We start from the raw sequence: 26,199 nt of genomic DNA on the forward strand, positions 1-26,199 counted from the left end.
TTCCCTGGTGGCGTTACGCATGAGTGTGACATCGAATGCCATGACGGACAATGTCCCTGTCACGGAAGAGTGAATTCACTGCGGCGGCAGTAATGTTTTCGCGGTGAGCGCCGGATCATTCTCCCTCTGCGCGCTTGCGGAACTCCAGCCCCTCGAACGCCCCCGACGTGCGCCAGCCGTCGATGTAGGCGAAGTACGCCATCGCCCCCTGTGGATGGCCGATGTTCAGCCGGCCTTTCATGCCGGCGTCGCGGCCCTCGTTGTTGTAGTAGCCGGGGGTGCAGTCGGCGGAGGCGCCCAGGATGCTTCCGGGGCCCGACAGCAGCAGCTCGATCCAGGCGTCCTCGGCCTCCCGGGTCGCCTCGACCTCCTCGAATCCCTGGTCGAGCGCGTGGCTGACGATCGTGGCGATGGTCCGGCCGGCCTCGGTGAGGTTGTGCGGGATGTTGGAGATGAGGTTCGCGCCCTGCGTGGGCTGGACGACGAAGACGTTGGGGAAGCCGTGCACGTGGATGCCGTGCAGAGTGCGCATGCCGTCCGCCCAGCGGTCGGTGAGCCGGAGGCCGTCGCGGCCGGTCAGCTCGTAGCCGGCGCGCCGGGTGTAGTCGGTGGTCACCTCGAAGCCCGAGGCGTAGATGACGCAGTCGACCTCGTACTCGACGCCCGCGGCCACCACCCCGCGCGCGGTGACGCGCTCGACGCCCTTGCCGTCGGTGTCCACCAGGCGGGTGCCCGGCACGTTGAAGGACTGCAGGTACTCGTCGTGGAAGCAGGGACGCTTGCAGAGCTGGCGGTACCAGGCCTTGAGCTTCGCCGCGGTCTGCGGGTCGGCGACGATCGCGTCGACGCGGGCCCGGATCTCCTCCATCTTCTCGAAGTCGGAGTCCTCGTACGCCTGCGCCATCTTCTCCGGCGTCAGGTCCTCGGACGGCAGGGCCGCGATGCGGGCGCGGACGCGGCGGGCGATGTCGGTCCAGCCGTCCATCACCAGGTCCTCGTCGACCAGGCCGCCGGTCTGGTTGCCGGTGAAGTTCTCCAGCCAGCGCTGCTGCCAGCCGGGGGTGGCGATCCCGGCGAACCAGGCGGGGTCGGTGGGCCGGTTGTCGCGTACGTCCACCGAGGAGGGGGTGCGCTGGAACACGTACAGCTCGGCGCAGGCGCGGGCCAGGTGCGGCACGCACTGGACGGCCGTCGCGCCCGTGCCGATGACGGCGACGCGCTTGTCCGCCAGCCGGTCCATGGGCGCGCCCGTGGGGTCGCCGCCGGTGTAGGCGTAGTCCCAGCGGCTGGTGTGGAACGAATGCCCGCGGAACTCGTCGATGCCCGGGATGCCGGGGAGCTTGGGCACGTGCAGCGGGCCGATGCCCATGACCACGAACCAGGCGGTGAAGGCGTCGCCGCGGTTCGTCCGGACGGTCCAGCGCGACCGGGACGCGTCCCACTCCAGGTCCTGGACCTCGGTGTGGAAGAGCGCGTCGTCGTACAGACCGTAGTGCTTGCCGATGCGGCGGCAGTGTTCCAGGATCTCGGGCGCGTGCGCGTACTTCTCCGTCGGCATGTGGCCGGTCTCCTCCAGGAGCGGCATGTACACGAACGACGCGGTGTCGCACTGGGCTCCCGGGTAGCGGTTCCAGTACCAGGTGCCGCCGAAGTCGCCGCCCTTCTCGACGATCCGCACGTCGCCGACCCCCGCCTCCCTGAGCCGGGCGCCGGTGACGAGCCCGGCGAACCCGCCGCCGACGACGGCCACCGTCACGTGGTCGGTCTTCGGTTCGCGCTCGGTCCTCGGCGTGTACGGGTCGTCGAGGTAGTGGGCGAAGCGGCCGGTGAGGCGGACGTACTGGTCGTCGCCGTCCGGGCGGAGCCGCTTGTCGCGCTCTTCGAGGTATTTACGGCGGAGGGCTTCTTTGTCCATACGTCCTCCGGGGACGAGGTTCCGAATTCCAGAATGTCATTCGCGAATCTCGTTCGACAAGGCCCGCGGACGGGCGAAGCGGGCCCGCAGCCGGCCGAGGACCGGCGGACCGCCCGCGAAGCACCACAACGCGATCACCGGATCGCAGATGGCGCAGCCGAAGGAGGAGTCCGCGGCGAAGGGCAGCAGCGGGCTGCCCTGGAGGTGGTGCAGCACGTCCCAGGCGGTGTGCAGCAGCCAGCCGATGCCGATGAACGTCCAGCTCTCCAGCCCGCGGTAGGCGACGTAGGTCATCACGACCGGCAGCAGGAACTCCCAGTAGCCGAGCCCGCCGCCGCTGAGGTAGGCGGCGCCCGCGCCGGCCACCAGCACGGCGTTGGCGCGGCGGCCGTGCGGCTCGGGGATCAGGGAGACGAGGGAGACGGCGACCAGGCCGATCAGGATCGGCATGAGGATGGACATGGGGCACTTCCTGCCGGTTTCGAGGGGAACGCAGCCAGGCTAGGCGGGCCGTCCGGACCGTCACAGTGGCTGGTTCGACAAACACCGACGAGTTCCCGCCAACCGCCCGCCGCCTGGCCTAGCGTGGCCGCATGCACACTGTGGCGGTCCTGGCCCTCGATCACGTGGTGGCGGCCGACCTGGCGATCCCGGTCGAGGTGTTCGGCCGTGCCCGGCTGGCCGACGGGAGCCGCCCGTACCGGGTCCGGGTGTGCGCGGCGACGCCGCAGGTGCCCGGCGACGCCTTCACGATCGTCGCGCCCCACGGCCTGGAGGCGCTGCGCACCGCCGACACGATCATCGTGCCCGGCTGCTCGGAGCAGGCCGTCCCGCCGGGGCCCGAGGTGCTCGCGGCGCTGCGTGACGCGGCCGCCGCCGGCACCCGCGTCGCCTCCATCTGCGTGGGGGCCTTCACCCTGGCCGCGGCCGGGCTGCTCGACGGGCTGGGCGCGACCACCCACTGGATGGCCGCCGACCGGCTGGCCGAACTGTTCCCCGACGTCGACGTGCGGCCCGACGTGCTCTACGTCGACAACGGCCAGATCCTGACCTCGGCCGGCGCCGCCGCCGGGCTCGACCTGTGCCTGCACCTCGTCCGGCGTGACTTCGGCTCGGCGGTCGCCGCCGACTCGGCCCGCCTGTCGGTGACGCCCCTGGAGCGGGAGGGCGGCCAGGCCCAGTTCATGGCGCACACCCGGCCGCCCGTGCCCCAGGGCTCGCTGCTGGAGCCGGTGCTGGCGTGGATCGAGGACAACCTCGACGGCAGGGTGACCCTGGCCGCGATGGCCGCGCACTGCGGGATGAGCGAGCGCACGTTCGGCCGCCGGTTCCGCGAGCAGACCGGCACCACGCCGCTGCAGTGGCTGCTGCGCGCCCGGGTGCGGCGGGCGCAGCTCCTCCTGGAGACCACCGACCACGGCGTGGAGCGGATCGCCGCGCAGTCCGGGTTCGGCTCGGCGGTCGCCCTCCGCGAGCGGTTCAAGCGGGTGGTCGGCGTGCCGCCGCAGTCCTACCGCGCCTCTTTCCGGCCTCTCGTCACGGACAAGGCCTCTCGTCACGGACGCAGCGCCGCGAGCGCGCTCTCCCAGACGTAGGTGTCGTTGCCGTCGCCCGCGCTCGGCGTGTGCGGCTCGAACTGCCCCGGCCCGATCAGGACGCGCACCCCCTCCGACCGCAGTTCCTCGACGCTGCGCCGGAAGGGCGCGCGGGCGGCGAGCGCGCTGTTGACGAACGGCAGCACGACCACGGGGATGCCGAGCCCCGGAGCCTCGGCCAGCAGCCCGAGCGCGTAGGTGTCGGCGACGCCCATGGCGAACTTGTTGATCGTGTTGTACGTGGCCGGGGCGACGATGATCGCGTCGGCCCTCGGCGGCCTGGGCTCGTGCGGCTTGCGGTAGCGGCTGCGGACCGGGCGCCCGGTCAGGCGCTCCAGCTCCGGCACGTCGACGAAGCCGAGCGCCGACGGCGTGGCGACGACCTGGACGTCCCAGCCCTCCTCCTGGGCCGGGACGACCAGCCTGGCCACGTCGCCGGCCGGGCCGGCCGCGCACACGATGACATAGAGACTGCGTGCCGGTGTCTTCACGGTTGAGATCGTAGGACGCCCGCCGTCCCCTCGACCTCGCGTACGCGGGCGGCGACCTCCGGCGTGAGGTGGCGGGCCAGCACCTCCAGGGCGGCGGTGACCTCGCCGACCGCCTCGGGGGCCGGATCGGGCAGGGCGGCGGCGAGGGCGTCGTCGATCGTGGCGGCCCTGACCTCGGCGACCCGGGCGGAGGGCGTCGCCGCGGGACGGATGAGCCGCCGCCGCCGGTCGGCCGGATCGGGCACGCCCTCGATCGACCCCGTGGACTCCAGCCGGGCGACGGCCGTGGACACCTGGCTCTGCGGCAGGCCGGTCCGCGCCGCGATCTCGCTGACCGTCGTGCCGGGGTGGGCGACCACGTCGCCGAGGACGACGAGCACCGTACGGACCGAGCCCCGGGGCCCGTCGCCCTTCGGCTGGGGCATCGCCTGCTCGCCGATCTTCATGAGGGTGCGGCCGAGCAGGAACAGTTCGACTCCGTTCATGAAGTCATGATACATCTATATTGATGCATCGATTTAGATGCTTTTTTTACCTAGCGGAGGAGACCCCCATGAACGCCCTTCCCGTCCCAGGCGCCACCCTCCACTTCCAGGTCGAGGGCAGCGGCCCGGTCCTGTTGTTGTCGCAGAGCGGCGAGGGCGACGCCGATCGCACCGCCGACCTCGTGCCGCTCCTCGCCGATGCCTTCACCGTCGTCACCTACGACCGGCGCGGCCTGTCGCGCAGCACCCTCGACCCCGCCGCGCCGCCCGTCACCATGGCCGACCACGCCGACGACGTCGCGCGGCTGCTCGCCGAGGTCGCCGACGGGCCCGCCCTGATGGCCGGGTTCAGCATGGGAGGCGCGATCGGCCTGCGGGTCGCGGCCCGCCACCCCGGCGTGCTCGGCACGCTGGTCGCGCACGAGCCCGTGCTGCCGAACCTGCTGCCCGCCGGCGGCCGCGCCGAGCACGTGGCCGAGCTGGCGGCCATCCAGCGGGCGTACGCGGACGGGGGGCTGGCCGCGGCCTTCCCCGCGATCACCCGGCACCTCGGCATCGACCCGGCCCACGACGAGACCGAGGACGGCCTCACCCCGCAACCGCTCACGGCCCGGCGGCAGGCCAACTTCGGGTTCTTCATCGGGACGGAGTTCACGGCCGTCATGGAGGACGACCTCGCCCCGGCGGAGACGGTGGGCACCGGGACCCGGGTGATCCCGGCGATCGGCCTCGCCACCCGGCCGTCGGTGCACACCTACCGCTGCGCGCTCGCGCTGGCCGAGTTGCTCGGCGTCGAGCCGGTCACGCTGCCGGGCGGCCACAACGGCAACACGGCCTTCCCGCGCGCGACGGCTCGGGCGCTCAAGGAACTGCTCGCTCCGCGTCACGTCCAGGCGTGAACGTCCGGGCGGCCAGGTGGACACGCGGTCAGCGGCCGCAGGTGCGGAGCATGTTGGACAGCGCCACGCGCTCGCTGCGCGTCACGAACAGGCGGTAGTGGTGTTTCACGGTGATCCACGAGGTCGCGTAGCGGCACCAGTAGGCGCGGCGGCGCGGACGCCAGCTCTGCGGCCCCTGCCCGCCCTTGGCGATGTTGGCGGAATGGCTGACGGTGACCAGCTCAGGACGGGTGAGATCGTTGGCGAAGGCCCGCCGCCGCGCCTGGCTCCACCTCTTGGCGCCCGAGCGCCAGGCGTAGGCCAGCGGGACGACGTGGTCGACGTCCACCATGCGCTCGCTCTTCAACCGCCTGCCGTCGTACGGGCTGTACCAGACGCCCTTCACCGGATGGCAGGCCGCGTTCCTGCGCACCCGCCGCCCGTCCCGGGCCAGGACGGTCTCGCGTACGTCACACCTTCCCTTGTGACGTCCCCACCTGGGCTGGAACCGGCGATGCGTGTAGCCGCGCAGCGATAAGGGCCTGGCGACCCGTAGCTGGGCCAGCATGCGGCGGGCCCGCGCCGCACCGGCCTGCGCGCCTGCGTGGGCGCGTGCGCCGGACTGCGCCGCGGCCGGCTGCGGCGCGGCGACGACCTCGGTGATCGGGATGACCAGAAAGGCGAGGACGGCCATCAGGACGGCCCGTCTCAGGAAGATCATGCTTTACCCCATACCCACCCACGACGGACCTCCTCCAAGTGGATGGCCAGCCCTCCGCAAGTGGGGGTGCGTACCTTCCCGAACCATGAGAAAGCTCCCTCTCCTCCTCGCCGCCCTGACCGCCGCCTCCGCCACCGCGCTGCCCGCGCTGCCCGCGACCGCGTCCCTCGCGTCGGCCTCCTCCGCCGGGAAGACGCTCTCCTTCCGCGGCATGACGCTGCGGATCCCCGCCGACTGGAAGGTGCACCGGTCCGGCGACCACGTCGTGGTGGTGACCGGGTTGTTGTGCAAGAAGCCGGAGCCGTTCGCGCCCGACTGCGAGAGCTTCTGGATCTTCGGCCCGAAGGACTACACGAACGTGCCGGTCGGCGGCGGGTCCGTCACGTACACGGGCAAGCAGCAGTTCCATCCGTTCAGCGGGGTGATCCCGTGCCCGTTCAACTCCAACCTGAGCTGGTATCCCGGCGAGAAGGCGTCCTACCGCGGGCTGCGGCCGGTGGGCTCCGGGCACAAGGCGACGTACACCACCTGGCCGAACCGCTGCGTGACGAACGACACCGGCCGCACCACCGCCAGGTGGAACGAGAAGGAGTGGTTCCTGCCGCGGTCCGGGATCCTGGTGGTGGACGCCTGGAACACCTACGGGCTGGCCGGCGTGCTCAAGCGCGCCACCTGGAGCTGATCCCGCATGTCCCGATCTCCGGCACCATGGGCGGTGGTTCGGTGATGCGGGGTGAGGAATGACGAGCCGGTTCTTCATCGGTGAGGGGTACGCGTCGTACCAGGGGCCGTCGGCGGACAACTCGCTCCATCGTCACGCCGCCTACCAGGTGACGGCCGCCGTGGAGGGCGAGGTGACCGTCATCGACGAGCGGGGGGCGTGTCATCGCGGGCCTGCCCTGATCATCCCGCCCATGGTCCGGCACCGCATGCCGGGGACGCCGGACGTCCGCATCTGGTTCGTCGAGCCGCAGTGCTCGGACGCGTCCACCCTGCGCGACCGCTGCACCCCGGCCTCCGACCGGTTATCCACCGGCTCCGGCCTTTCAGCCGCGGGAGGCAGCTCCCCCAACGGCTCGGGCCTTCCGCCCACCGTCGGCTCCGGCTTCCCGTCCGTCGGTGGCGTGATCACCGCGGCCGCCGACCTGCATGCCCTCCGTGAGGAGGACTTCCGTCTGGTGGCGGAACCTCGGCCGTCCCGGGCGCTCGATCCGCGCCTGGTGATCGCGATGGAGGCGTTGACGTCGCGGAACCTCCTGGTCGCCGACGCGGCCGCGCAGGCCGGGCTGTCCCCCCAACGCCTGCGCGCCCTGGCCCGGCTGCAACTCGGCATGCCGCTCGCCCGGTGGCGCATCTGGCGGCGGCTCACCCGAGCGGCCCGCGCCCTGGCCGACGGCCGCTCGATCACCGAGGCCGCGCTCGACGGCGGCTTCGCCGACCAGGCCCACTTCCACCGGCAGCTGCGCGACATGCTGGGGCTCACGCCGGCGACCGTGCTGCCGCTGCTGCGCCGGTCAGCCGCAGGCGGCCACGTAGACGGAGATCGAGCCGGTCAGCCGCGGGCGGCCACGTAGACGGAGATCGAGCCGGTCATCGTCCGCACGATCTCAGCCTCCCGGACGTCCGCGAACCCCGCGCCGGTCATCAGCTCCGGCAGCACGCCGTCCGCGTTGGGCTGCGTGTCCCGCACCCCGTCGGCCAGTTGCACGACACGGAACGCCAGCCGCATCGACGCCGTCCGCTGCCACCCGTAGTCGGCGATCACCAGCTTGCCGCCCGGCCGCAGCACGGCGTGCATCGAGGCGAGGATCGCGCGTTTCATCGCAAGCGGACATTGGTGGAGGACCAGGCTCGACACCGCCGTGTCGGCCGAACCCGGCCCCAGCAGGCCGGTCAGCGCGTCCCCCATGCCGAGCCGCCATTCCGGGGCCGTACCGCTCGCCCTGCTCTTGCGTCGCGCCTGGGCCAGCGTCTCCGGATCGGGGTCGACGCCGATGATCCGGGCCCGCGGTTCGAGGCGGTGCAGCAGCATGGCCTGCGAACCGGTGCCGCAGCCGACGTCCACGATCGTGTCGTCGGGCCTGGGGGCGACGTGCATGGCCACCAGGCTGCGCCACAGCCGTTCCCGCGTCAGGGCGACCACCGGGTCGTACAGGCGGGTGAACTTCAGGCGTCCGAGGGCGGGGGTGAAGGTCTGTTGCGACATGAGCGCAGTCTCAGCCGTACGCCGCCCCCCGGTCTTGAACAGAACGCTCGCGCGTCGACGCCGCTACTCGCATTCCCGGGTTCGGGCTTCGACGTTCTGCAGCCCGTATTCGGACCAGAGCCGCGCCGCTTGGGACACGCACTCGTGGTCCCACACCTGGCTGACCCCCGGCATCTTCGCGAGCCGGTGACGCCAGGGACCGCGGTTCACCTCCGGCTGTATCGACAGCCGATACGACTCGGGCATGTCCGACACCTTGGTAGCCGCGACCAACGTCTCACCGGACTCCTCGCACCACGAGAATATTCACCTGCGCCTGCGCGGGCGTCGCTGACGTACCGGCGCGGTCGAGGAATCGTAGCCGGACCATCGCACCATCAAGATGGACAGGCCGACGACCGTCGTCACCGCACCGGAGAAGAGGCCCAGAAGCGCCAGGACGCTTTCGCCTTCCGGATCGCCTATCCCGGACGGGCCAGTCTCGACCCATTCGCCCATGGCCCATGCCTGAGTGGCGACCAGCACCCCGAAAAGGGTCGTGACCGTCCCCAGCAGATAGCCAGGAGTCCGCGCCCATGCCCCTTTCACGGCGAGCACGAGCTCCCCGACCAGCGCGATCGGCACGGTGACGAACTGCCCTATCTCCAGGGCCATCAGCGTCGAGAGCCGCGCATGCTGAAAATCGTCCTCACGTAGCGGCGACCACAGGAACAGGCACAACGCGGCACCGGCAAGAAGACCTATCGCGAACAACCGGAGCATCGCCACGGGCAGCATGATCCCGGACCAACCCACCAAACCACCAGACGTTTGACCATAGTCATCGACCGGCGGACCGCCCGCTCCAAACCGGGTGGTACGGTATGCGTCATGCGGATGATCCACTCATTTCTCGGCTGGTGGCGCCCCTAACCGGGCGGCACTGCTCATCCGCGCAGACCTGACAAAGCGGCCGCCCAGTCCCGGGCGGCCCGTCGGTGTCCTCATCTCTCGGCCGATCCAGGACGACAGGCGGCTCCCGACCTGAGGGAGCTCCACCGATGCCACGACGTCTCACGGGTTTCACGCCGTCCGGCGACCTGCACCTCGGCAACTACTTCGGCGCCATCGCCCCGATCATCGCCGGTCAGACCACCACGGACACCGTCGTCTTCATCTCCGACCTGCACGCGCTCACCCTGGACCACGATCCCACCCAGGTGCACCGGCGAACCCTGGAATTCGCCGCCCTGCTGCTCGCCGCCGGCACCGACCCCGAGTCCTGTCTGTTCCTCGTCCAGTCGCACGTCCCGGAACACACCGAACTGCACTACCTGCTCGAATGCACCACGGGCTACGGCGAGGCCCAGCGGATGATCCAGTTCAAGGAGAAGTCCGGCCGTCAGCAGCAGGTCCGCATGTCGCTGCTGACGTACCCGATCCTCATGGCCGCCGACATCCTGCTGTACGACACCGACGAGGTCCCCGTCGGCGAGGACCAACGCCAGCACGTCGAGCTGGCCAGAACCGTCGCCCAGCGGTTCAACACCCGGTACGCCCCCGTCTTCGCCGTGCCCACGGCGGTCAACCCGCCGGTGGCCGCCCGTCTCATGGACCTGACGTCCCCGGCCGACAAGATGAGCAAGTCGGCCGCCACGCCGGGCGGCGCCCTGCGCCTGCTCGACGAGCCCGACGTGCTGCGGCGCAAGGTGATGCGCGCGGTCACCGACGCGGACAACACGGTCGCGTACGACCCCGACCGCAAACCCGGCGTCTCGAACCTCCTGGCCATCCTGGCCGCCTGCACCGGCCACGCCCCCGAGGACCTGGCGTCCCGCTTCGACCGCTACGGCGAGCTCAAGGAGGCGGTGGCCGACGCGGTGGTGGCCACCCTCACCCCCATCCGCGACCGCTACCTGCACCTGTCGGAAGACCCCGGCCACGTCCAGAAGGCCCTGCGGGCCGGCGCCGAGCAAGCCCGCGACCTGGCCGGCGCCAAGGTCCGTCAGGCCAAGGCAGCCATCGGCCTGCTCCCCGCCTGACTGCGACTCCACCCCGCACCACGCCCGCCTCCGACCCCGCACCGGAGGCGGGCACCCATCACCCGCCGATCACGACATGGGCCCCCTCAGAGCCTCACGAATCCGCCCGAGCACCCGCAGAGAACGACGACCGTGCGGATACAGGCTGCTCCCGGGAAGTCCCGGCGTCAGAGCAGCGCCAGGCAGACCGCGAACGGCAGCGGAATGAGCACTGCCGTGCCGAGCCGCGCCGCGAGCCCCCGCCTGCGCCGGACGGGAAGAACCACGTCGACCACCACCACCAGCGCCAGGATGACGACACCGGTAACCGCCAGGAGGAACATGACGATGCTCGCGTGATCGAGCGTCGTGTAGTTGCAGTTGACGAGACCCGGCTTGGCGAGGTCTTCCGTGCTCCTGCAGTCCATCGGCAGGTACTCGGTCAGCAGCCAGCGCGCCAGAGCGAGCGGCAGGGCCGTGGGCACGCCGAGCGCGAGGTTGACCAGGGCGGGGCCCAAGAGCCCGCTCCTTGCTCGTCCCTCACGCCGAGAAGGCGGGTCCGTCCTGCGCACAGCCATCGAAACGCCCTCTGCTCTTCGGTAACCCGCCAGGGGCATCATGACCTACGACGCCCGGCCGACCGTCATCGGCTGACCTGTTCCCATGCGACGCCTACAGGCAGCTCGGCAGCGGGACAGTCCGTCAATCACGCAGGCGAATCGCGGCTTCGATGCGAAGCCCGACACCGATCCCAGCGAAAATGAGCGTCCCGAGGAGAGCATTGGTGGAGAGCTCTTGCTGGAAAATGAGATCGAAAGCGGCCACCACCGCTGCAAGTATGAAAGCGGCGTTCCCAGGGCTCTCACGGTAAGGGCATCAGCTGCAGCGCCTGTTTCAGGGGTGGCGGCGTCGTCCGCCTCATTCACACGGCAAAGCATCGCAGAAGAGTCCGGAGCAGCACAGGCAGCGAATCGGGAGGTGGCGTCCGGTGGATGGGCGCGGCTGTCGGCCGTGCCCATCATTCCTATGAGTCCGTTTCCCAGCCTGGAGAGGTGACGGCTTGCGGCAGGACGACTCTACCTGTCCACCCGCGTACGCTACCGCCATGCTGCCCGAATTCGCCTATCACCCGGCCCCCCTCAACACGGGATCGGTGACGGCATCTGATGCCACCTGCGTGTGTTGCGAGAGACAGAGAGGCTACGTCTATACAGGGCCGGTCTACTGCGTCGAGTCTCTCGCCGGTGAGCCATGCCCCTGGTGCATCGCGGACGGAAGTCTGGCAACCCGCTTCGATGCCACCTTCGTGGACGTGTATGACGTCCCGGACGACGTCCCAACGAAGGTGATCGAGGTCATCAGTCGCCGCACCCCCGGTTTCTCCACCTGGCAGGGAAACCGTTGGCTTTTCCATTGTGGCGACGGGGCTGCTTTCCTCGGCGCAGTCGGGGCATCGGAACTCGTCGCTTACCCGGATGCGCGGGAAATGCTGCGCTTCGAGAATTCCACGGGCGGGTGGTCTGCCGAGCAGGTGAACGAATTCCTTGCCGCGCTCGACAAAGACGGCAACCCGACCGGCTATCTGTTCAGGTGCCGCGACTGCGGGATCCACATGGCGTACGCGGACTACACCTGACTTCGGTCGTGCACGCCGAGCCCCTACTGGGACGGCACCTGGTTGGCATTTATCGAGGCTCGTTCAGCGTCGGTCAGGCCGGCTTCCGCGAGGATGGCCTGGACCGTCGCGTTCTTTCTTCGGACGTAGTCGTCGATGTCGGCGGCGTTCCCGGCAACGTGCTTCTTCACCATGGCGTACTGGTCGCGAAGTCTCGCGTTGGTTCGCAGGGTGTCTCTGACCGCGAGATGATTGCGGAGGGACAGCGAACCGTCGACGATGACGTAGGTGTGGGTCCCGGCGAGTCGTGCGGGTGCCTTGAAGGCCCATCTCTGGGGGATCCCCCGCTCGCCCAACGGCGAGAACCCCAGGCCGATCAGGACGTCCGTGGCGGCGGCGACATCCTGCTCCGCCACCACGATGTCGCAGTCGATGATCGGCTTGGCGGCCAGCCCAGGGACTGACGTGCTGCCGACATGTTCGATGGAGATCACGGCGACTTCGGCGGCTGCCAATGCCTCGGCGTACTCCCTGCGCAGCGCCTCGAACCGATCCGGCCATGTGGGGTCATAGTCGACTATCGTGATCACGGCTGGAGCCTAGTGGGCGGACAGGCATGCGTGAGCGGTGCGCAGGAACGTCCGGCTGCCGGCCACGTTCCGTTCGGGCCGAACACGCGGCGATCCACTGCACCCCGATCGACCCGGCACAGACGCCGGCGGGCCACCGTCCGGGACCGGCCCCCGCCGCGCGCCCGGACGGCGGGCGGGGTGAGGGCCGCGGTGCCGTTCTTCCGATGCCCCTGTCGGGCGGGACGCCGTCCGACCTCGTGCCCCGTGGTCAGGAGGGTTGGTGACCGCGATCAACGGTGGTTGGGCGGTCGTAGACGCCGACCGCCCACTCGCCGGGCTGTTCGCCGACCTCCGCCGAGAGGCGTTCGAGCACGTCAGGGCGGGAAAGTGAGACGCTGGCCGCCAGCTCGTCGCATGTCGCCCCCTTCCGGAACGGCAGGCAGCGGCCGAGTTCTTCGGCGACCCTGACGACGGGGGCGTCCGCGGGGAAGACCCATACCTGGATCGTCTGCCGGCCCTTGAGCCATTTGGTCGGTGCCGACAGCCGGTCGTGATGGCCGCCCGCCCCGGCGCCGCACCGCCCGGACGTGCCGCCCGATTCGCCGCTCTTGAGCGGGACCCTGACGACGACCCATGCTCGGGGATCAGCACAGACCACCTTGTAACCGGTGGAGAAGCTCGTCGGTGTGAACGTCACGCTCTTGCGGACGCCTGTCGTACCGAAGCGCTGGGTGTGGATGAGGGGAAGGGTGAACTTCTCGGCTCCCAGCACCACGGGGAACGTCTTGGGCAGCTCCGGGGGCGTCTGGATCCGCGCCGAGCTGGGCGGCGCGGCCACCGCGGCCTGGTCGGTCCGGTCGGGGCCGGTCAGCATGACGGCAGCGACGGTGGCGACGGCCAGCACCCCGACGTTCAGCGAACGTCGGACCCGCCGCATCCGGGTGCCTCGGCGGACGATCGCGTCGAGGTGGGGGACCGGTTCCCTATTGGTCGTGTCATGGGCGTACGTGTCCAGGAGCGTGCGCAGGTTGCTCTCCGTGTGCCTCATCGCTGGAGCTCCTTCAGATTCATGGTGCGGATGTCCGGATCGACGCGCAGACGGGTCAGCGCCCTGCCGAGCTGGCTCTTGACCGCGCCCAGCGAGCAGCCGATGATGTCGGCGATCTGGGTGAGCGTCCGTCCCTCGAAACAGTGCAGGACGATCACCGCCCGCTGACGGGGCGACAGCGTGGCGATGGCCTTCCACAGCGCCGCCTGGTCCCCCACGGCGGCCGCGTGGTCCTGCGGGTCGGCCGTTTCGGGCAGGGTTTCGACCGGCAACTCGCCACGCCACAACCGACGCCACCAGGTGGCGTGGGTGTTGACGATGATGCGATAGACGTACGGATCGGGGTTGCCCTCGATCCGCCGCCAGGCCACCCAGGCCTTGGCCAACGCCGTCTGCACCAGGTCCTCGGCGGTGCCCCAGTCCCTGGTGAGGAGGTACGCCATCCGGCACAGCCGTAGATGGCGATGCGCCACGTACTTGGCGAACCCGTCGTCCATCAGTCATCTCCGTCTCGTCGTCTCCGGCGATGACTACAACGTGGGGGGCACGTACGGATGACAGGCGGCGCGGTGAGCGCTCACGTCGAGGCCGGGCAGGCGTAGATCATCAGCTGCCAGTGGCATCGACGCCCAAGGCGCTTATCGCGTATCCGCTCACGTCTCCTCGCATGGGTACGGCCCGCCGTAGGCGTTCGGGCGCGGCGCCGAGGACGCGCTGAATGCACCGGAGACCGTCACCACTCTCAGGGCAGCCAGACGACTTGGACCCTGTGGATCAGACCGGAAGAATACTGGCCTGACCTCTCTGGAAGGATCGTGGTCGTACTCCCCAGGATGCGGGGACTGCCCCTGGCGAAGGCTCCTCCGACGGATCGTGGCTGCTCAAGCAGCACCTCATGCGCTGTGATCATGTCGGTCAGCCCTAACTGGAGTGCGACCATGACCAGTTCGGAGGAACTTGAGCGAGAGAACGCGATAGTTCTGGATGCGGTCCAAGCATTATTGGGCCTTGTTTCTGCTGACGTCATTGCCGTCGCAGTCTGCGTGGAGACGGATCGCGTCGGATTGCACTTCTGGGTTCGACGCCGTACCAGTGAACTCGACGAGGACATCGAGGATGCGATTTTCGAGCTCGACGCTCTTCTCTCTGGAGACGGCCCTCTCATCGAGTCCCGAATCCATGACGGGCCACCTGATTCGACGATGCTGCGTTCGTACGGTCGGATGATCTATTGGGCGAAGTGCTAGGCGCGCTGTAGCTCAACCGCGCTCCCAGCGACTCCCCCACCAGCCCCTGATTTGCCCCACGTCGAACCGCCGACGGCTTACAGCGAGTCAGTCGTCAAGGCCCCCAAAATCTGAGCGTCGACCTGCGGTGGAAACTCGAACCGCGCACACCTGAGCCCAAGACCATCGAACGTACTTAGGAGCCTGGAACGGTTAACGGTGACGGACAGCCGCTTCAATGCGCAGAGTCAATCCAACCAGGACCACGAGCGTGAAGACTCCAAGGACCTGCCAGGGGGGCTCACCCTCTGCGAAGAACAGGGCTCCTACACAAAGAGCCAGGCCCAGCACCAGGACAACGGTGCCACACACGCGGAGGGTATCGATCTTGTCCGACTCGGTGGGTGGGGTTGTATGGAGCATCGTTCACCTCGTCCCTACCGCGGTCATGTCGAGAGCATCCCACGTTGATCCACAATCCGAAAGTGCGGAGTTGCCGTATCGCCCCCAGACTGGTCCATGCCTCAGCTTGGCAGCAGACCGCAATCACATCGTCCAAGCAATGTGCGACGGCCAACTACGCGTGGCGATCGTCAAGACCACATCTGTACGACGGCATTGGGCCAGGTTGGAGCGTTCGGTTCATAAGTGCGGGGCCGGCCCGGTGTCCCGCCGTTTGATCGGGGAGCCGATGGCCCGCATGGGCCACACAGCACCCGCGCCGTCCTTATGTTCCAGCACTCCACGGACGAACATCAACGCGAAGTAGCGCGCAAGTTCGACGAGCTTACTTGTGTATCTCTCCTGTGAAGTGAATACGCTGCCGGGATGGTCAGGAACTATGGGACGTCGGAATCGCAGTTCCCGCCGAAGCGGGTGGTTGGTCAGGAGCGTGGCTGGTATCGAGGTGACTGCCATGTGCATTCGGTTCTCTCGAACGGTGGAGAGCTGACGCCGGAGGAGCTTGCGGCCGGTGCTCGTGCTGCGGGGCTGGACTTCATCGCGACCACTGAGCACAACACCGCAGATGCGCATGGTGCGTGGGGTTCGCTCGTCGGTGACGACCTGCTGGTGATCATTGGCCAGGAGGCCACCAGCCAGACCGGGCACTGGCTGGCGCTCGGCATCAGTCCGGGGCAGCTGGTCGACTGGCGGTACGGCGTACGCGACGACGTGATCGGCAAGCATCTGGATCAGGTACATGAGGCTGGTGGCCTATGCGTGGCGGCCCACCCGCATGCGCCGTACCCCTCTGGTGTCTTCATGTACCCGTTCGAGGGATTTGATCTGGTGGAGGTGTGGAACGGGCCATGGATCTCCGATGAGCCTTGGCAGGCGGACAATGCGGCAGCACTGGCCGAATGGGGCCGGGGCCTGGCCGTCGACATCCGCCGTGGACGGTGGCGTCCTGCGATGGGCAACAGCGACACCCATCTGGAGGGCCAGATCGGCAGACCGCACACCGTCGTGCTGGCTGAGGAACTGAGTGCTGACGCAGTCCTCGCCGGCATCCGTGCCGGCCGGAGCTGGATCGCCGAATCGGCCACGGTTGAGCTGTGGCTCCAGGTTTCTGCTGGTGATGGCAGTGCCGATATCGGGGGGCGGCTGGATACCTACGGCGAACCGGCTGTGGTCCGGGTGGATGTCTGTGGTGTGCCGTCCGGCACTGTCAGCTTTCACACCGATCGAGGAACGGTGCACCGCGCACCATTGCCAGGCGATGGATCAGGCGTCTTGGAGTGGCATACCAATGCGGAGGAATCGTCCTTCGTCCGCGTTGAGGTGCGTCATCCCAACGAACACATGGCGGCGCTCACCAACCCCATCATCCTGAGCTGAAAGGGCCGAAGGGTCAGATGGTGCACCTCCTCCAGACGGAGAACGCGACCCTGTGGGGACAGGTCAGCGACAAGCGCTTCTCCACGGTGGTCAGCGTCGAGTACGACCCGTCAACAGGCGAGCCCATCAAGGCCGAGCTGGCGAGCCCGCTCTACCGGCACGAAGAGGAGTAAGCGGTGCGGGTCACCTTCGCCGCCCAAGCAGCCCCAGGTCGGCCGAACGAGGACTTCGTCGCCGCCACGCCGGACGCCGCCGTACTCCTCGACGGCGCAGGCACACCACCCGGATCCGACTCCGGCTGCTCCCACGGCGTGGCCTGGTACTCCCGTACCCTCGGCTCCACCCTCATCGCCTCGATCAGCCAAGGTCCGAATCCTCTGCCTGAACTCGTCCCGGCCGACTCCGTCCTCGTCCTGGACATCACCGGCACCCCGGACCCGACGGTCATCTGCGACGACCGGGAAGCCCAGGCAGGCGCCCGCTACAGAGCCGAGATGGACGCCCTCGACTCCGGCAGCGACACACACGTTTCCGCCCACCGGCGCCACGTCGAGACCCTGCGCTCCTACCGCAACCGCGACGGCGGCTTCTGGGTCGCCGCCACCTGCCCCCTCGCCGCCGACCAAGCCCTCACCGGCAACATCCCCGCCGACCGAGTACGCGCAGCCGCCCTGCTCAGCGACGGCGCCTCCCGCCTCGTCGACCGCTTCCACCTAACCACCTGGCGCGAAGCCCTGGACACACTCGACCAGCACGGGCCGGCGAACCTCATCTCCGAAGTCCGGGCCGCCGAGCACTCAGATCCGCACGGCGAACGCTGGCCCCGCGGCAAGACCTACGACGACGCCACCGCCGCTCACATCTCATTCACCACGACGGAATAGGCACGTGATGTTGTCGTGGCGGCGGCCGAAGGCGGCCACCAGAACACTGGTGGCCATGTGCTCCAAGTACCACCCCTGCCCCTCGATCTCCTCGATGAGCTCACCTATCTCGGGGAGAGTTCTCCCATCGGGCGCCTTGTCCAGAGGGGCAGTGAACCGGGCAACGAAGACCCGCCGCCCCGCCGCATGGGCATGTCCGGCAGCCATGACGACCTGCTGCTGACTAGGGCTAGCCCCACGAAGCACCATTAATGACGCACCTTTCTGCCATTCATCGAGGATTGCCTCGATATGACACGCAAGGGGCATAATCCCAGTCCAAGGCTACTGAGCACAGCAAAAAGTCAGATCCCTTAGCCGCAGCCCCCCCTATTCGCCACTCCGAGAAGTCGACCACCGGTGTCGACGCCCTGGACAGTTGGGGAGACTCTGGCTTTCGTCCTCCACGTAGCCACCTGGACAGCTCCTCGGAGCGAACCGATCGCACCCGAGCCGCGCTGCCTTCCCAGCACCCCACAGACGAACGCCAGATCAGAATTTCAGGCTGATGACCTGGACTGCCGGACGCCGTGTTCAGTGGGTGGTGGACGGTCGTCGCAGTGAGCGCGTGTACGGGGACGTTGCTGTCAGGGTCATGATCCAGCAAGCGCGACGACAGCAGCAAGCAGGAGAACGGAGAGGCTGTCGTGGGGCAGACACCTCATGCAGAGACGAACCTCCTTGCAGAGGCACTCCGCGCCGGGGCGGTCCTGGCAGTCTCCGGGCCGGTCATCCTGAAGACCTCCCGGATCAGCGCGGCAGAGCTGAACATCGGGATCTGCCGGGGAGCCGACTTCGTCGTTCCCTTCCTCATGACGACAAGTGCATGGTGGCAGCTGCTCTCGTGGGCCGAACTCCTGCTGCCTGTGGTCCTGGCAGGTCTCCTGCTGCGCGCCTCGCCACGAACCACGCTCTTCGGGGTCGCGGCGATAAGCGCCGTACTCTCGTTCCGAATGCTCACGATCTTCCTCCCGCCCGGGACCCACCCCCTGACCGGCCAGCCCCTTCCCGCTGACGGGCCCTGGCCGTCGATCCTCTGTTACGCCGTGGCCATCGCCGCGCTGCTCCTGGCGGCTCGTTCGCCCCTGCCTCCGGCGCGTAAGGGAGCCTTGTTCTGGGCGGGGGCCATCGTGGCGGCTGCCTGGACGGTCGGCCGGCTCTCTCTCCCGAGCGGCGAGTCCGCCTCCTTCGGCTGGTTCGCTTACACACCGCCTGCGGAGCTGTTGTGGAAGCAGCCGGGGACGTGGTCCTGCAAGGCCGACGTGGACGGCGTGCTGATCGTGCTCATCGCCTTGGCTGCGGCGGCCGGCGGCGTCATGACGGGCCGCTCCCGGCGCCGGGTCGCGCTGGGGATCGGCGCACTCCTCGTCTTTGCCGCCTTCGAGGGATTCGTAGCGGTTCTCATCGTCGCGGGCGGCAAATACCTCACGGGCGCGGCCATGATGATCCGATGGCACTTACCGGTTGCAGCGGCGCTCGTCATCGCAACCACTTTCCAGGACCGAACACCATCGACCGACGCTGAAGAGGCTGACCCACTGTAGAAGCAGACCGAGAAACGGTTCCGTCGCCGGCACCCGTACGAGAGTCACATCTTTCGCTTGCCCTGAGGTCATCACACGACGGGGCTGTAGGGGCGGCGTACGACAAGCCACGGGGGAGGCTCGCAGGCTTCGGATGTTGTAATCGGCAATCAACTGTTCTCATCGACGGCGCGAATGAGCCGTCGAGTCCTCGTGACTTCCCGCTCGCCACGTTCGACGGCCACACATCAGGCACCCATTCTGAGCCCAGCGACCGGGCTTGCGATTCCAGCGATACGAACCATTGCTTGCCCGAGTCATCGAAACGATCTGTTGGAGGGGCACCGACCATGGCGTTGGCATGGCATCCCATCGATCTTGCCCTCGTGGACACTGTGATCCGCCTCGCGAGAAGCCCCTGGAGTCGTGAAGCACTCGATCAGACTTGGCAGCAGACCGGATGGCCGCGCCCGGAAGGTGGCTCTCTCGCCAAGCACGTTCTCGAAGAGGAAGAGCATCCCATGCTGCCTGTGGGAGAGCGGAACGTCGGAGTCATCGTCAACAGCAAGAGCACCCAGGTAAGAGGATTCTCGGTGGGCTTCGCCATCTTCTACGAGTCTGACGATATCTGGGGTCCTGACCCGGATCCCGACCTGGCCGAGTTTCCCCAGTACATCCCTTCGGACATCTGGCGAATCGATCGCACAGCCGAGCGACCCCAGTTCAGGGCTGTCTGGGAAGACGGACACAAGACTGCCGCGGAACGATTGGGCCCGCCAAATGTGATCGATGACGACTGGGACGACGAGTCTGAATGGCAACATGCGGTCTGGCGGCTGGGCGCACGTCTTCTCACCGTGGCCCAAGGCGACGACATCACGACATACAGCCTCTACGACGAGGCCTCGCTCCAGGTGATCGACTATCCGGAAGACAGGCCCGTCCCGACGGGATGGGATCTCCACGGCCTTCTCCTGGGCTCCAACCTGGAATGAGACCAACCCGTACGCCCGTGCATGCCTGACCATCTACCAGCGGTCCGCCTCCGCTCGGGCCGCGCAGGGAAATATACGTAGCCCGGTGAGCCGGGGCCGCGGATCGAATCCCCGGACCTTCGATCGCCTCCAGTCACATGCGGCGACCAACCATGCCGTGGCGATCGTGAGGCTTCATCTGTGCGGCGGCACAGCAACGCCGATCGGTCCGTTCGGTTGGTACGGCTGGGTCGGCGTGCGGCGGCCGGGCCTGGTGCCCCCGCCGCCGTCCGGGACCGGCACCCGGGCCGCACGCCCGGACGGCGGGCATCCGAAGAGGGCTGGGGTCGTAGCTGTACTTGCAGCTGTACAAGATCGAAAAGGCCACTTCCCGATCACAGGTAGTGGCCTTGACCTGGAGTAGAGCCTAGGAGGTTCGAACTCCTGACATCCTGCTTGCGAAGACGCGCGCCGATCTTGCTTCAACAGGGAAGACGCAGCTCAGCATGCGGATGGCATCCCCCGTGATTCTCCACCATTTCCCCGCTTCCCCGCCTCATCGGGCACGCCAACCACACCGTTCGGCAGGCCGGGGCTGAGGAACGTGTACGCGGCCCTACAAGACTCCAGGTGGACGGACAGGTGCATCCAGGCGGATAGCCAGAAGGGTCCCGATAGGCGGACATCGGAAATCCTGGTCGATGGCCACGTAATGCCTTGATCTTGCCGTTACTACCGGAGCTCCTGGAAGCACGACAATGACTGACCGCGATCAAGAGAAACGCAATGCGTCGGCTTATCCCGAGATGTGGCGGTCCTGCTTTGCGACAGCTGGCCACCGCGCAGGACGAACCCGATGACCTCGCCGCTGTGGGGCGTCCGTACCGTCAGCGTGCCGGTGAGGTGGTGTCCGAGAGTCAGCCGGCCTGATCACCGGATCGGACCAATCGGTGTTCCCAGACCAGGGCCGCGACGATACCGATGGCATAGGCGACCAGGTCCCATGGGTCGGGGAACGCACCAACCAGGACACCACCGATCCCCGGCGGGGTCATGCCGACTATTTGGTAGAACTCGACGGCGACGGCGATCGCGGCCGTGGCCAGGGCGCGGCGTGCGGCGGTGGTGCGCCACAACAGCCCCAAGAACGCGTAGACCAGCATGGTGGCGCCGACGTCGCTCACGTAGCCGCGGATGAACGGTTGTCCCGGGCCCCGGTAGAAGAGGACGAATGCGCCGATGGCGAGGGCGACGCCACCCAGAAGGACCATGGCGCGGCGCATGAGATTGACATCTTCTCCGAATCTCAACGATCAGGACGAACCTGATCATAGAGCTCGTCACCCATGGCGCATGCTCATTGCGTCAGGTCGGCGACCCACGTACGGACGATTCATCCGGAATGCAGCCATCGCTCATCCCCGCCCCACCGAGTCGACACGCGCGTACTCGCTGCTCGACTCATGCAGACGGCTTCTCAGACATTCTCGGTGCGTGACGACAGTATGGCTGCCAGGGCCGTCTGCGCTCCTGACATCCATGACCACGCCGTCCCCTGCCGGGCTGAGGATGGTGGGCGTACCGCAGAAATCACACAGCCACTGAAAGCTGTGATTCCTGAGATCGAATCGTCAGACGCGCCCACGCCGACGGACTCCATCGACGGATCTCTTGCACCACGGCGTCCACCTCCGTCCCAACAGCCGGATACTCGCCAAGCCACGCCCGTCCGGCGCCGGAGGGACTGTCGATCGCCGCGCCATCGATCGATGCACCGATGCCCTCGTGACCCAGGATCTTCACCATGACGCCCCACGGGTGCTGCTGGGCCACTCGGACCCGGACCCGTTGACCAGGGACCAGGTCTGCTCCTGCGGCATCGAATCGCTGCACGAGATCATTGTGCCGCAGGGGCGTGTTGAACCCTTCGCCTACCTTGTTAAGCAGGGCGAATGATGGCTTGAGCTCCTCTAGGCAGAGCCGACGGTTTTACATCTGGTGACTGCTCCGGTCCCGACTTGGCCTTCCATCTGCAACAGGACTAAAGCCCCAACGCTAGGGAGATCTCCGGACGCAAACGCAGAACCTGCGGGTCAGCGCCGTAACTCCGAGACAGGTCCTCGTGGCATCGCTGGGTCCCAAACGAGGGGCGACACGTACCTGCGTTGTAAGACCCGTCGATCTACGTGAGCTACAGATAGGAGCTGAAGTGGTCGGCCACGGTGTCTGCCACGACTTCCGCATCGTCGGAGCCATCGACCTCCAGGACTCGGATGCCCAAGCGGCAAGCGGAGCGGACCGCCTCATCTGCGACGAGGCGGTCTCGGGCAAGCCGGTTCTCCTGTGCTCGCTCAGGGTCGCTCACCTGGAGGCGAAGGCTGCCGGCACGGGGCAGTTCGCGGAGTTGGCGCTGACGGAATGCTTCGCTCGGCACCATGACGATCATCCGACAAGGCGAGTCGATGATGGGAGCGACCAGTTCGGGACGCAGTCCCCAGCCTTCGGCAACGACAGGTCGCCCCGACACCAGGCCGCGCAGGTCGTCCAACGCCCACTCGAACCGCGCGGGAAAGCCGGCCAGGGTCTCGTCGGCCATCTCTTGAGGGGTGGTGTTCACCCAGACGGTCTCCGGGTCAGGATCCGCGGTGGGCTCGCCAAGTCGCACTCGGCGGGCGATCCGGCGGTCATTGTGTGCGCGCGCGTCGTGGTAGTCGTAGTGATAGGCGGTCAGCTTGTACCGGATGGCCAGCACCCTGGCAACGGTGGATTTCCCGGCCCATTGCCCACCTCCGATCCATAGGGCGTTGTGGAGGGTGCCGAACGGATCCCAGACCCCGCTACTTGTGGCGTTCACGGATACAGCTTGGCGAAGGCATGGGCCAAGAAACAGTCTTGTTGTGCTTGCCCACCCGGATGATGATCGTAGAGAGGGAAGCGCCACCCTCTCCGCTTGCAACGTTTTCGGAACACCCCTGGTGTCGTATCGTCCTCTGCCCCCCCTGCACGACCGGGCCTCAGGCTCCGACAACCGCCCGCTCCGCAACACCAACGTCAACCGCCGCGTCTGGACCAAGGCCCTCCAGCACGCCAACCTACCAAAGATCCACTTCCACGACCTGAGGCACACCGGCAACACCCTCGCCACCAGCGCCGGCGCCTCGACGCGAGAGCTGATGGCACGCATGGGCCACTCCAGCACCCGCGCCGCCCTCATCCACCAGCACTCCACCGACGAACGCCAACGCGATGTGGCACGCAAGCTCGACGAACTGGCAAGGGGCGCCCTCGACACATCGGGCACGCAACGGGCACGGCCCCAGAACAAGGCCCACTAACGATCAAAAGCCCAGGTCACTGACCTGGGCTTTTGTATGAGTGGAGCCTAGGAGATTCGAACTCCTGACATCCTGCTTGCAAACGGGAGCCGGTCACGACGTAGAGCCTTCCGCTCCCTGCTCAAGCGGTAGTTGGAGACTGGTGGCATTTGACTGGGTGGGGCAGCGTTGCTGTATCCGGCTGCTGTACGGCACCGCGCGCGAACGGCAGCACCGTCTGACGATGCGCCAGCCGAAACCCACCGCCTCAACCGCACGGTTCGGTCTCTCGCCGCTTCGAGCTACCTCAAACCCGATGCCACCTCGATGTGCCGAACGACGAGCAGGAGATCCGCCGAGTGCAGACGTTGCTCAATCTCGCTTAATCGGACGCCGAGGAGGTCGCGCTGCGCTTCCGTGAAGACGGCGCCGAAGTCCAGGCACTCGCTAACGCATATGGTGATCTCCAGGAGAACGGGGTCCGAGGAGGGCAGCAGACGAGGGAAGCGTTGGCGGCGCCAAAACCGCAATGCGAGCAACGCGGCCTTCTGGGGGTTGCCGTACCAGTACCAGCGAACCTGCAGGTTGGGATTTGGTTCCTCTGCACGCGGAGATCGCCGGCCTTGCATTTTGGCCTCCCGACGCCTTGTCGCGTAGGCGTGGAGCTCGGCATGCCAGGCAGCGCGGCTGGCCTCGATAGCGTCCAGCGCCTGAAGCAGTGCCGCCTCATCGTGTTGAAACCTCCCGGCCTGGAACTCGAGGAAACTCAGCGTCGCCTCGAATCCGAGTGGCCGATACAACTGCACGCAGGACCGGAACGCTGACAGCCGCCATCGGTAGGGCAAGTCAGGGTCACGTACCCTACGGGCGAAGTTGGCGAAGCTCACCGGGGAAGGCTAGCCAATTGGACGCGGGGAGGCACCAACTCGGCAACGGCGCTGCGGGGACATTGCTAGTGGTCTGTCCCAACCACTCACTTCCGGACCTGACCATCCGCTTTTCAGGTGTAGCAATCACCCTGCTCCCCAACGGCTACCAGGAGTCAGCCGGCCGTCCGTGGTGCCCTTCGTGTGAGCTTGGTGGCCGACGTTGCCGTCAGCGTTGCCGTCACAGAACCCCCCTGTCCACCGCCACCGGCCCCGGACGGAGGGAGAGCCACGGCAGTCCGGCCTCTGAAGGGAGAAGCCGGCGTGGCGGTTGTGGGGTTGCCGCTGAGGGAGCTGAGCGATTCGGCAGGGAGCGTGCGGACTTGCCTGCCCGTCCCCATCCTCCCTAGCTTGACCTCGCTTGAGAGGTCGTTCCCTTCGTCTCACCGCCTGCCTGGCGCAACGAAGTGGTACCCGGACAACTGATCCCCTCAGAGGGCGGCGAGGAAGGCCCGCATCTCCAGCAGGTCGACCTTCTCGGCGTCCTGGGGCCGGATGACGACCACGAGCTCTCTGGACACCGCCTGCAGGCGTGAACGCGCCATGAACGACAAGATGCTCACCTTGAGCAGATTCTCCCGATCGAGCGCGTAGATTCGGGCGAGTTCAGCCCCCATGATCGGGATCGCCACTCGGCTTAGCTGCCCTCTGGCGGCAATCGCCTCCCATAGGTGATCCAGGCTTACCCAGAGGTCGTTCATCGACGAATGTGCCGTCAATTCGTTGCCCATTCGGCTGTAGGCGACGCAATAGATTCGCTGATTCGGCGGTCCGATGAGCGCGACCGTACCGATGGGATAGCGCTTCAGCTTCCCTTTTGGTTTGGCCGATCTCGTCTCCACATTTGCTGGAGCGACGGCCGCCAGCGCCTTTCTCAAATCCTCGTCCAGTCGCGATCGATCACCCCCGTATATACGGGTTAGGAGCTGACCCTGCAGGCTCGACCGGTTGATGACCACGTCGTCCTCGATGTCGGTGTCGAACGTGTCGCTGAAACCCACAACTAGATCGGCCTTCTCCTCCAACAGGTCGCCAATCTTGATCACCACGGTCAGGTTGGGGTGCGTGAACTGGCGCTCGATGCTGCTGCGCGGGTAGGCGCGGACGAGCCCCCACACGACGCAGAGCCCCAGGGATACTGCCGTAAGCAACCCAGGTTGGGCGAACCTTAGTCCGAACACCTGCCCGACGAACTGTACGACCGCGGAGATCAGACCGAAGGCGATGAGCATATGGCTGATAGCCAGTGATCGGCCACGCGAAGTGCCGCCCACGAGCCGTAGACCGTTCATCCGCGCGGACGACGCGTGTAGGTGTCAAGGTCGCGAAGCTGGTCAGTATCCAGGTAGTCGCTGCCGGCATCACGTACGGCGCAGCCCGCAGTCTGCAGGCGCACTTTGAGCTTGTTGATGCTCTGGACGGAGCCATCGAATGCCACATAGTTGCGACCACCGAAGTCCGACACGGCTCGCATGCGCCCCGCATAGAGGAGCACGGTGCGCTCTGGGCATTTGCCCAAGGCCATCCCAGCCTCGAACAGCACGTTGGGCCGTGGCTGGCACTCCGTCAGCCGATCTTGGTCGGGCTCCGCTAGATCGGGATGGAGACGCACCATGTCATCCGGTGTCATCAGGACGAGAGCTGCCTGCATCATCGTGAACGCGTGATCCAAGACTTCACCGAGGTAGGGACTGGAGTGGCCCAGATCGTCCACCATCGTTCCCCATTCAAGAGGGTTCAGGTCCATGCGACGCAGAAGGTCGAAGATGCCCTTTCTGAACTCCTCATCGCGCCCATGGATGACGAAGACATTCCTTTCCTTCTCCTGGATCAACCGGTCAGCGCGCTGCCGCACAGCGGCCCTGCTTTCACCGCTTCCCGCATGTGCACCGGGACCGCCCGCGATGTTCACCGCGTTAACTACACCACCACTGATGTGAACCCCATC

The 26,199-nt window shown here is 67.3% G+C and carries 32 protein-coding genes; 13 read left to right on the forward strand and 19 right to left on the reverse strand.

The genetic code is table 11. The annotated features are described in order from the left end of the window. Nucleotides 1–115: 115 nt before the first annotated feature. Both AB0C33_RS22555 and AB0C33_RS22560 read right to left on the reverse strand, forming a co-directional pair. The gene (locus AB0C33_RS22555) at nt 116–1,915 is read right to left on the reverse strand and encodes an NAD(P)/FAD-dependent oxidoreductase (RefSeq protein WP_358291056.1); all 1,800 of its coding nucleotides are present in this window, start codon (nt 1,913–1,915) and stop codon (nt 116–118) included. Nucleotides 1,916–1,951: 36 nt separating this feature from the next. After that, nucleotides 1,952–2,377, reverse strand: coding sequence for a DUF6010 family protein (locus AB0C33_RS22560; RefSeq protein WP_352363358.1), 426 nt, complete (start codon nt 2,375–2,377; stop codon nt 1,952–1,954). 131 nt (nt 2,378–2,508) lie between these two features. Here AB0C33_RS22560 and AB0C33_RS22565 point away from each other — a divergent pair, with 131 nt between their 5' ends. Further along, entirely contained in the window at nt 2,509–3,510 is a 1,002-nt protein-coding gene (locus AB0C33_RS22565; protein ID WP_358291058.1) for a helix-turn-helix domain-containing protein, read from the forward strand. Here AB0C33_RS22565 and AB0C33_RS22570 read toward each other — a convergent pair. Together AB0C33_RS22570 and AB0C33_RS22575 are read right to left on the reverse strand one after the other, a co-directional pair. After that, the gene (locus AB0C33_RS22570; protein WP_358291060.1) at nt 3,471–4,001 is read right to left on the reverse strand and encodes a flavoprotein; all 531 of its coding nucleotides are present in this window, start codon (nt 3,999–4,001) and stop codon (nt 3,471–3,473) included. The genes AB0C33_RS22565 and AB0C33_RS22570 overlap by 40 nt on opposite strands. Continuing rightward, nucleotides 3,998–4,486: a helix-turn-helix domain-containing protein gene (locus tag AB0C33_RS22575; protein ID WP_358291062.1), complete on the reverse strand. Its 489-nt coding sequence runs from the start codon at nt 4,484–4,486 to the stop codon at nt 3,998–4,000. Before AB0C33_RS22575 ends, AB0C33_RS22570 begins: the two co-directional genes overlap by 4 nt. A 68-nt stretch (nt 4,487–4,554) precedes the next feature. On the opposite strand from AB0C33_RS22575, the gene AB0C33_RS22580 reads away from it, so the two are divergent. Then, nucleotides 4,555–5,385: an alpha/beta hydrolase gene (locus tag AB0C33_RS22580; protein ID WP_358291064.1), complete on the forward strand. Its 831-nt coding sequence runs from the start codon at nt 4,555–4,557 to the stop codon at nt 5,383–5,385. A 28-nt stretch (nt 5,386–5,413) separates the two neighbouring features. On the opposite strand, the gene AB0C33_RS22585 is transcribed toward AB0C33_RS22580, so the two are convergent. Beyond that, nucleotides 5,414–6,085 (reverse strand): HNH endonuclease family protein, encoded by a 672-nt coding sequence (locus tag AB0C33_RS22585; RefSeq protein WP_358291066.1) that lies wholly within the window; start codon nt 6,083–6,085, stop codon nt 5,414–5,416. 85 nt (nt 6,086–6,170) lie between these two features. Here AB0C33_RS22585 and AB0C33_RS22590 point away from each other — a divergent pair, with 85 nt between their 5' ends. Both AB0C33_RS22590 and AB0C33_RS22595 read left to right on the forward strand, forming a co-directional pair. Further along, complete coding sequence (locus AB0C33_RS22590) at nt 6,171–6,767, forward strand: hypothetical protein (protein WP_358291068.1); 597 nt, start codon at nt 6,171–6,173, stop codon at nt 6,765–6,767. A gap of 58 nt (nt 6,768–6,825) precedes the next feature. Further along, nucleotides 6,826–7,659, forward strand: coding sequence for an AraC family transcriptional regulator (locus AB0C33_RS22595; RefSeq protein WP_358291070.1), 834 nt, complete (start codon nt 6,826–6,828; stop codon nt 7,657–7,659). Here the strand turns inward: AB0C33_RS22595 and AB0C33_RS22600 are convergent. The 3 genes from AB0C33_RS22600 to AB0C33_RS22610 all read right to left on the reverse strand — a co-directional run bounded on the left by AB0C33_RS22600 (nt 7,638) and on the right by AB0C33_RS22610 (nt 9,059). Then, nucleotides 7,638–8,291, reverse strand: coding sequence for a methyltransferase domain-containing protein (locus AB0C33_RS22600; RefSeq protein WP_358291072.1), 654 nt, complete (start codon nt 8,289–8,291; stop codon nt 7,638–7,640). The two genes, AB0C33_RS22595 and AB0C33_RS22600, sit on opposite strands and share 22 nt — an antisense overlap. A 63-nt stretch (nt 8,292–8,354) precedes the next feature. Continuing rightward, nucleotides 8,355–8,537, reverse strand: coding sequence for a hypothetical protein (locus AB0C33_RS22605; protein WP_358291074.1), 183 nt, complete (start codon nt 8,535–8,537; stop codon nt 8,355–8,357). Nucleotides 8,538–8,597: 60 nt separating this feature from the next. Next, entirely contained in the window at nt 8,598–9,059 is a 462-nt protein-coding gene (locus tag AB0C33_RS22610) for a hypothetical protein (protein ID WP_358291076.1), read from the reverse strand. Between the two features lie 272 nt (nt 9,060–9,331). Between AB0C33_RS22610 and trpS the strand changes: the two genes are divergently transcribed. Beyond that, the gene (gene trpS / locus AB0C33_RS22615) at nt 9,332–10,312 is read left to right on the forward strand and encodes a tryptophan--tRNA ligase (protein ID WP_358291078.1); all 981 of its coding nucleotides are present in this window, start codon (nt 9,332–9,334) and stop codon (nt 10,310–10,312) included. Nucleotides 10,313–10,479: 167 nt separating this feature from the next. Here trpS and AB0C33_RS22620 read toward each other — a convergent pair whose 3' ends face one another. Both AB0C33_RS22620 and AB0C33_RS22625 read right to left on the reverse strand, forming a co-directional pair. Beyond that, on the reverse strand, nt 10,480–10,809 hold the full coding sequence (locus AB0C33_RS22620) for a hypothetical protein (RefSeq protein WP_358291080.1): 330 nt from the start codon (nt 10,807–10,809) through the stop codon (nt 10,480–10,482). A gap of 184 nt (nt 10,810–10,993) precedes the next feature. Beyond that, nucleotides 10,994–11,119 (reverse strand): hypothetical protein, encoded by a 126-nt coding sequence (locus tag AB0C33_RS22625; RefSeq protein WP_358291082.1) that lies wholly within the window; start codon nt 11,117–11,119, stop codon nt 10,994–10,996. 277 nt (nt 11,120–11,396) lie between these two features. On the opposite strand from AB0C33_RS22625, the gene AB0C33_RS22630 reads away from it, so the two are divergent. Beyond that, complete coding sequence (locus tag AB0C33_RS22630) at nt 11,397–11,927, forward strand: CbrC family protein (protein WP_358291083.1); 531 nt, start codon at nt 11,397–11,399, stop codon at nt 11,925–11,927. A 23-nt stretch (nt 11,928–11,950) separates the two neighbouring features. On the opposite strand, the gene AB0C33_RS22635 is transcribed toward AB0C33_RS22630, so the two are convergent. The 3 genes from AB0C33_RS22635 to AB0C33_RS22645 form a co-directional block, all read right to left on the reverse strand. Continuing rightward, nucleotides 11,951–12,496, reverse strand: a complete 546-nt coding sequence (locus AB0C33_RS22635; protein WP_358291085.1) for a GrpB family protein — start codon at nt 12,494–12,496, stop codon at nt 11,951–11,953. 250 nt (nt 12,497–12,746) lie between these two features. Next, entirely contained in the window at nt 12,747–13,526 is a 780-nt protein-coding gene (locus AB0C33_RS22640) for a hypothetical protein (protein WP_358291087.1), read from the reverse strand. Further along, entirely contained in the window at nt 13,523–14,023 is a 501-nt protein-coding gene (locus AB0C33_RS22645) for a SigE family RNA polymerase sigma factor (protein ID WP_358291089.1), read from the reverse strand. Before AB0C33_RS22645 ends, AB0C33_RS22640 begins: the two co-directional genes overlap by 4 nt. A gap of 441 nt (nt 14,024–14,464) precedes the next feature. Here AB0C33_RS22645 and AB0C33_RS22650 point away from each other — a divergent pair, with 441 nt between their 5' ends. The 6 genes from AB0C33_RS22650 to AB0C33_RS22675 all read left to right on the forward strand — a co-directional run bounded on the left by AB0C33_RS22650 (nt 14,465) and on the right by AB0C33_RS22675 (nt 20,032). Next, complete coding sequence (locus AB0C33_RS22650; RefSeq protein WP_358291090.1) at nt 14,465–14,773, forward strand: hypothetical protein; 309 nt, start codon at nt 14,465–14,467, stop codon at nt 14,771–14,773. Nucleotides 14,774–15,580: 807 nt separating this feature from the next. Further along, entirely contained in the window at nt 15,581–16,591 is a 1,011-nt protein-coding gene (locus AB0C33_RS22655) for a CehA/McbA family metallohydrolase (RefSeq protein ID WP_358291092.1), read from the forward strand. Between the two features lie 17 nt (nt 16,592–16,608). Next, on the forward strand, nt 16,609–16,764 hold the full coding sequence (locus AB0C33_RS22660; RefSeq protein ID WP_358291094.1) for a hypothetical protein: 156 nt from the start codon (nt 16,609–16,611) through the stop codon (nt 16,762–16,764). A 3-nt stretch (nt 16,765–16,767) separates the two neighbouring features. After that, nucleotides 16,768–17,475 (forward strand): integrase, encoded by a 708-nt coding sequence (locus AB0C33_RS22665; protein WP_358291096.1) that lies wholly within the window; start codon nt 16,768–16,770, stop codon nt 17,473–17,475. A 686-nt stretch (nt 17,476–18,161) separates the two neighbouring features. Then, complete coding sequence (locus AB0C33_RS22670; protein ID WP_358291098.1) at nt 18,162–19,058, forward strand: hypothetical protein; 897 nt, start codon at nt 18,162–18,164, stop codon at nt 19,056–19,058. A 365-nt stretch (nt 19,059–19,423) separates the two neighbouring features. After that, the gene (locus AB0C33_RS22675) at nt 19,424–20,032 is read left to right on the forward strand and encodes a hypothetical protein (RefSeq protein ID WP_358291099.1); all 609 of its coding nucleotides are present in this window, start codon (nt 19,424–19,426) and stop codon (nt 20,030–20,032) included. A gap of 896 nt (nt 20,033–20,928) precedes the next feature. Here AB0C33_RS22675 and AB0C33_RS22680 read toward each other — a convergent pair. The 3 genes from AB0C33_RS22680 to AB0C33_RS22690 form a co-directional block, all read right to left on the reverse strand. After that, nucleotides 20,929–21,294: a DUF2809 domain-containing protein gene (locus AB0C33_RS22680; protein WP_358291101.1), complete on the reverse strand. Its 366-nt coding sequence runs from the start codon at nt 21,292–21,294 to the stop codon at nt 20,929–20,931. Between the two features lie 307 nt (nt 21,295–21,601). After that, entirely contained in the window at nt 21,602–21,817 is a 216-nt protein-coding gene (locus AB0C33_RS22685; protein WP_358291103.1) for a hypothetical protein, read from the reverse strand. A gap of 385 nt (nt 21,818–22,202) precedes the next feature. After that, nucleotides 22,203–22,865, reverse strand: coding sequence for a hypothetical protein (locus AB0C33_RS22690; RefSeq protein ID WP_358291104.1), 663 nt, complete (start codon nt 22,863–22,865; stop codon nt 22,203–22,205). A gap of 121 nt (nt 22,866–22,986) precedes the next feature. Here AB0C33_RS22690 and AB0C33_RS22695 point away from each other — a divergent pair, with 121 nt between their 5' ends. Further along, a complete protein-coding gene (locus AB0C33_RS22695; RefSeq protein ID WP_358291106.1) occupies nt 22,987–23,346 on the forward strand; it encodes a tyrosine-type recombinase/integrase in 360 nt (119 codons plus the stop codon). Between the two features lie 281 nt (nt 23,347–23,627). Here AB0C33_RS22695 and AB0C33_RS22700 read toward each other — a convergent pair whose 3' ends face one another. The 3 genes from AB0C33_RS22700 to AB0C33_RS22710 all read right to left on the reverse strand — a co-directional run bounded on the left by AB0C33_RS22700 (nt 23,628) and on the right by AB0C33_RS22710 (nt 26,163). Next, the gene (locus tag AB0C33_RS22700) at nt 23,628–24,212 is read right to left on the reverse strand and encodes a hypothetical protein (protein ID WP_358291108.1); all 585 of its coding nucleotides are present in this window, start codon (nt 24,210–24,212) and stop codon (nt 23,628–23,630) included. 470 nt (nt 24,213–24,682) lie between these two features. Then, nucleotides 24,683–25,483, reverse strand: coding sequence for a macro domain-containing protein (locus tag AB0C33_RS22705; protein ID WP_358291110.1), 801 nt, complete (start codon nt 25,481–25,483; stop codon nt 24,683–24,685). Nucleotides 25,484–25,539: 56 nt separating this feature from the next. Next, nucleotides 25,540–26,163: a nucleotide-binding protein gene (locus AB0C33_RS22710; RefSeq protein WP_358291112.1), complete on the reverse strand. Its 624-nt coding sequence runs from the start codon at nt 26,161–26,163 to the stop codon at nt 25,540–25,542. Nucleotides 26,164–26,199: the final 36 nt, after the last annotated feature.

It is taken from the genome of Nonomuraea sp. NPDC048881 (genome assembly GCF_040649795.1).
Taxonomy (GTDB): Bacteria; Actinomycetota; Actinomycetes; order Streptosporangiales; family Streptosporangiaceae; genus Nonomuraea.

Bases quoted from the DNA above. Each gene is read 5' to 3' on its own strand.
- AB0C33_RS22660 (WP_358291094.1), top strand. From the start codon at position 16,609: ATGGTGCACCTCCTCCAGACGGAGAACGCGACCCTGTGGGGACAGGTC.
- AB0C33_RS22645 (WP_358291089.1), bottom strand. From the start codon at position 14,023: ATGGACGACGGGTTCGCCAAGTACGTGGCGCATCGCCATCTACGGCTG.
- AB0C33_RS22680 (WP_358291101.1), bottom strand. From the start codon at position 21,294: ATGCGCCGCGCCATGGTCCTTCTGGGTGGCGTCGCCCTCGCCATCGGC.
- AB0C33_RS22575 (WP_358291062.1), bottom strand. From the start codon at position 4,486: ATGAACGGAGTCGAACTGTTCCTGCTCGGCCGCACCCTCATGAAGATC.
- AB0C33_RS22555 (WP_358291056.1), bottom strand. From the start codon at position 1,915: ATGGACAAAGAAGCCCTCCGCCGTAAATACCTCGAAGAGCGCGACAAG.
- AB0C33_RS22580 (WP_358291064.1), top strand. From the start codon at position 4,555: ATGAACGCCCTTCCCGTCCCAGGCGCCACCCTCCACTTCCAGGTCGAG.
- AB0C33_RS22685 (WP_358291103.1), bottom strand. From the start codon at position 21,817: ATGGTGAAGATCCTGGGTCACGAGGGCATCGGTGCATCGATCGATGGC.
- AB0C33_RS22650 (WP_358291090.1), top strand. From the start codon at position 14,465: ATGACCAGTTCGGAGGAACTTGAGCGAGAGAACGCGATAGTTCTGGAT.
- AB0C33_RS22590 (WP_358291068.1), top strand. From the start codon at position 6,171: ATGAGAAAGCTCCCTCTCCTCCTCGCCGCCCTGACCGCCGCCTCCGCC.
- AB0C33_RS22595 (WP_358291070.1), top strand. From the start codon at position 6,826: ATGACGAGCCGGTTCTTCATCGGTGAGGGGTACGCGTCGTACCAGGGG.
- AB0C33_RS22630 (WP_358291083.1), top strand. From the start codon at position 11,397: ATGCTGCCCGAATTCGCCTATCACCCGGCCCCCCTCAACACGGGATCG.
- AB0C33_RS22605 (WP_358291074.1), bottom strand. From the start codon at position 8,537: ATGCCCGAGTCGTATCGGCTGTCGATACAGCCGGAGGTGAACCGCGGT.
- AB0C33_RS22565 (WP_358291058.1), top strand. From the start codon at position 2,509: ATGCACACTGTGGCGGTCCTGGCCCTCGATCACGTGGTGGCGGCCGAC.
- AB0C33_RS22585 (WP_358291066.1), bottom strand. From the start codon at position 6,085: ATGATCTTCCTGAGACGGGCCGTCCTGATGGCCGTCCTCGCCTTTCTG.
- AB0C33_RS22560 (WP_352363358.1), bottom strand. From the start codon at position 2,377: ATGTCCATCCTCATGCCGATCCTGATCGGCCTGGTCGCCGTCTCCCTC.
- AB0C33_RS22705 (WP_358291110.1), bottom strand. From the start codon at position 25,483: ATGCTCATCGCCTTCGGTCTGATCTCCGCGGTCGTACAGTTCGTCGGG.
- AB0C33_RS22600 (WP_358291072.1), bottom strand. From the start codon at position 8,291: ATGTCGCAACAGACCTTCACCCCCGCCCTCGGACGCCTGAAGTTCACC.
- AB0C33_RS22640 (WP_358291087.1), bottom strand. From the start codon at position 13,526: ATGAGGCACACGGAGAGCAACCTGCGCACGCTCCTGGACACGTACGCC.
- trpS (WP_358291078.1), top strand. From the start codon at position 9,332: ATGCCACGACGTCTCACGGGTTTCACGCCGTCCGGCGACCTGCACCTC.
- AB0C33_RS22655 (WP_358291092.1), top strand. From the start codon at position 15,581: ATGGTCAGGAACTATGGGACGTCGGAATCGCAGTTCCCGCCGAAGCGG.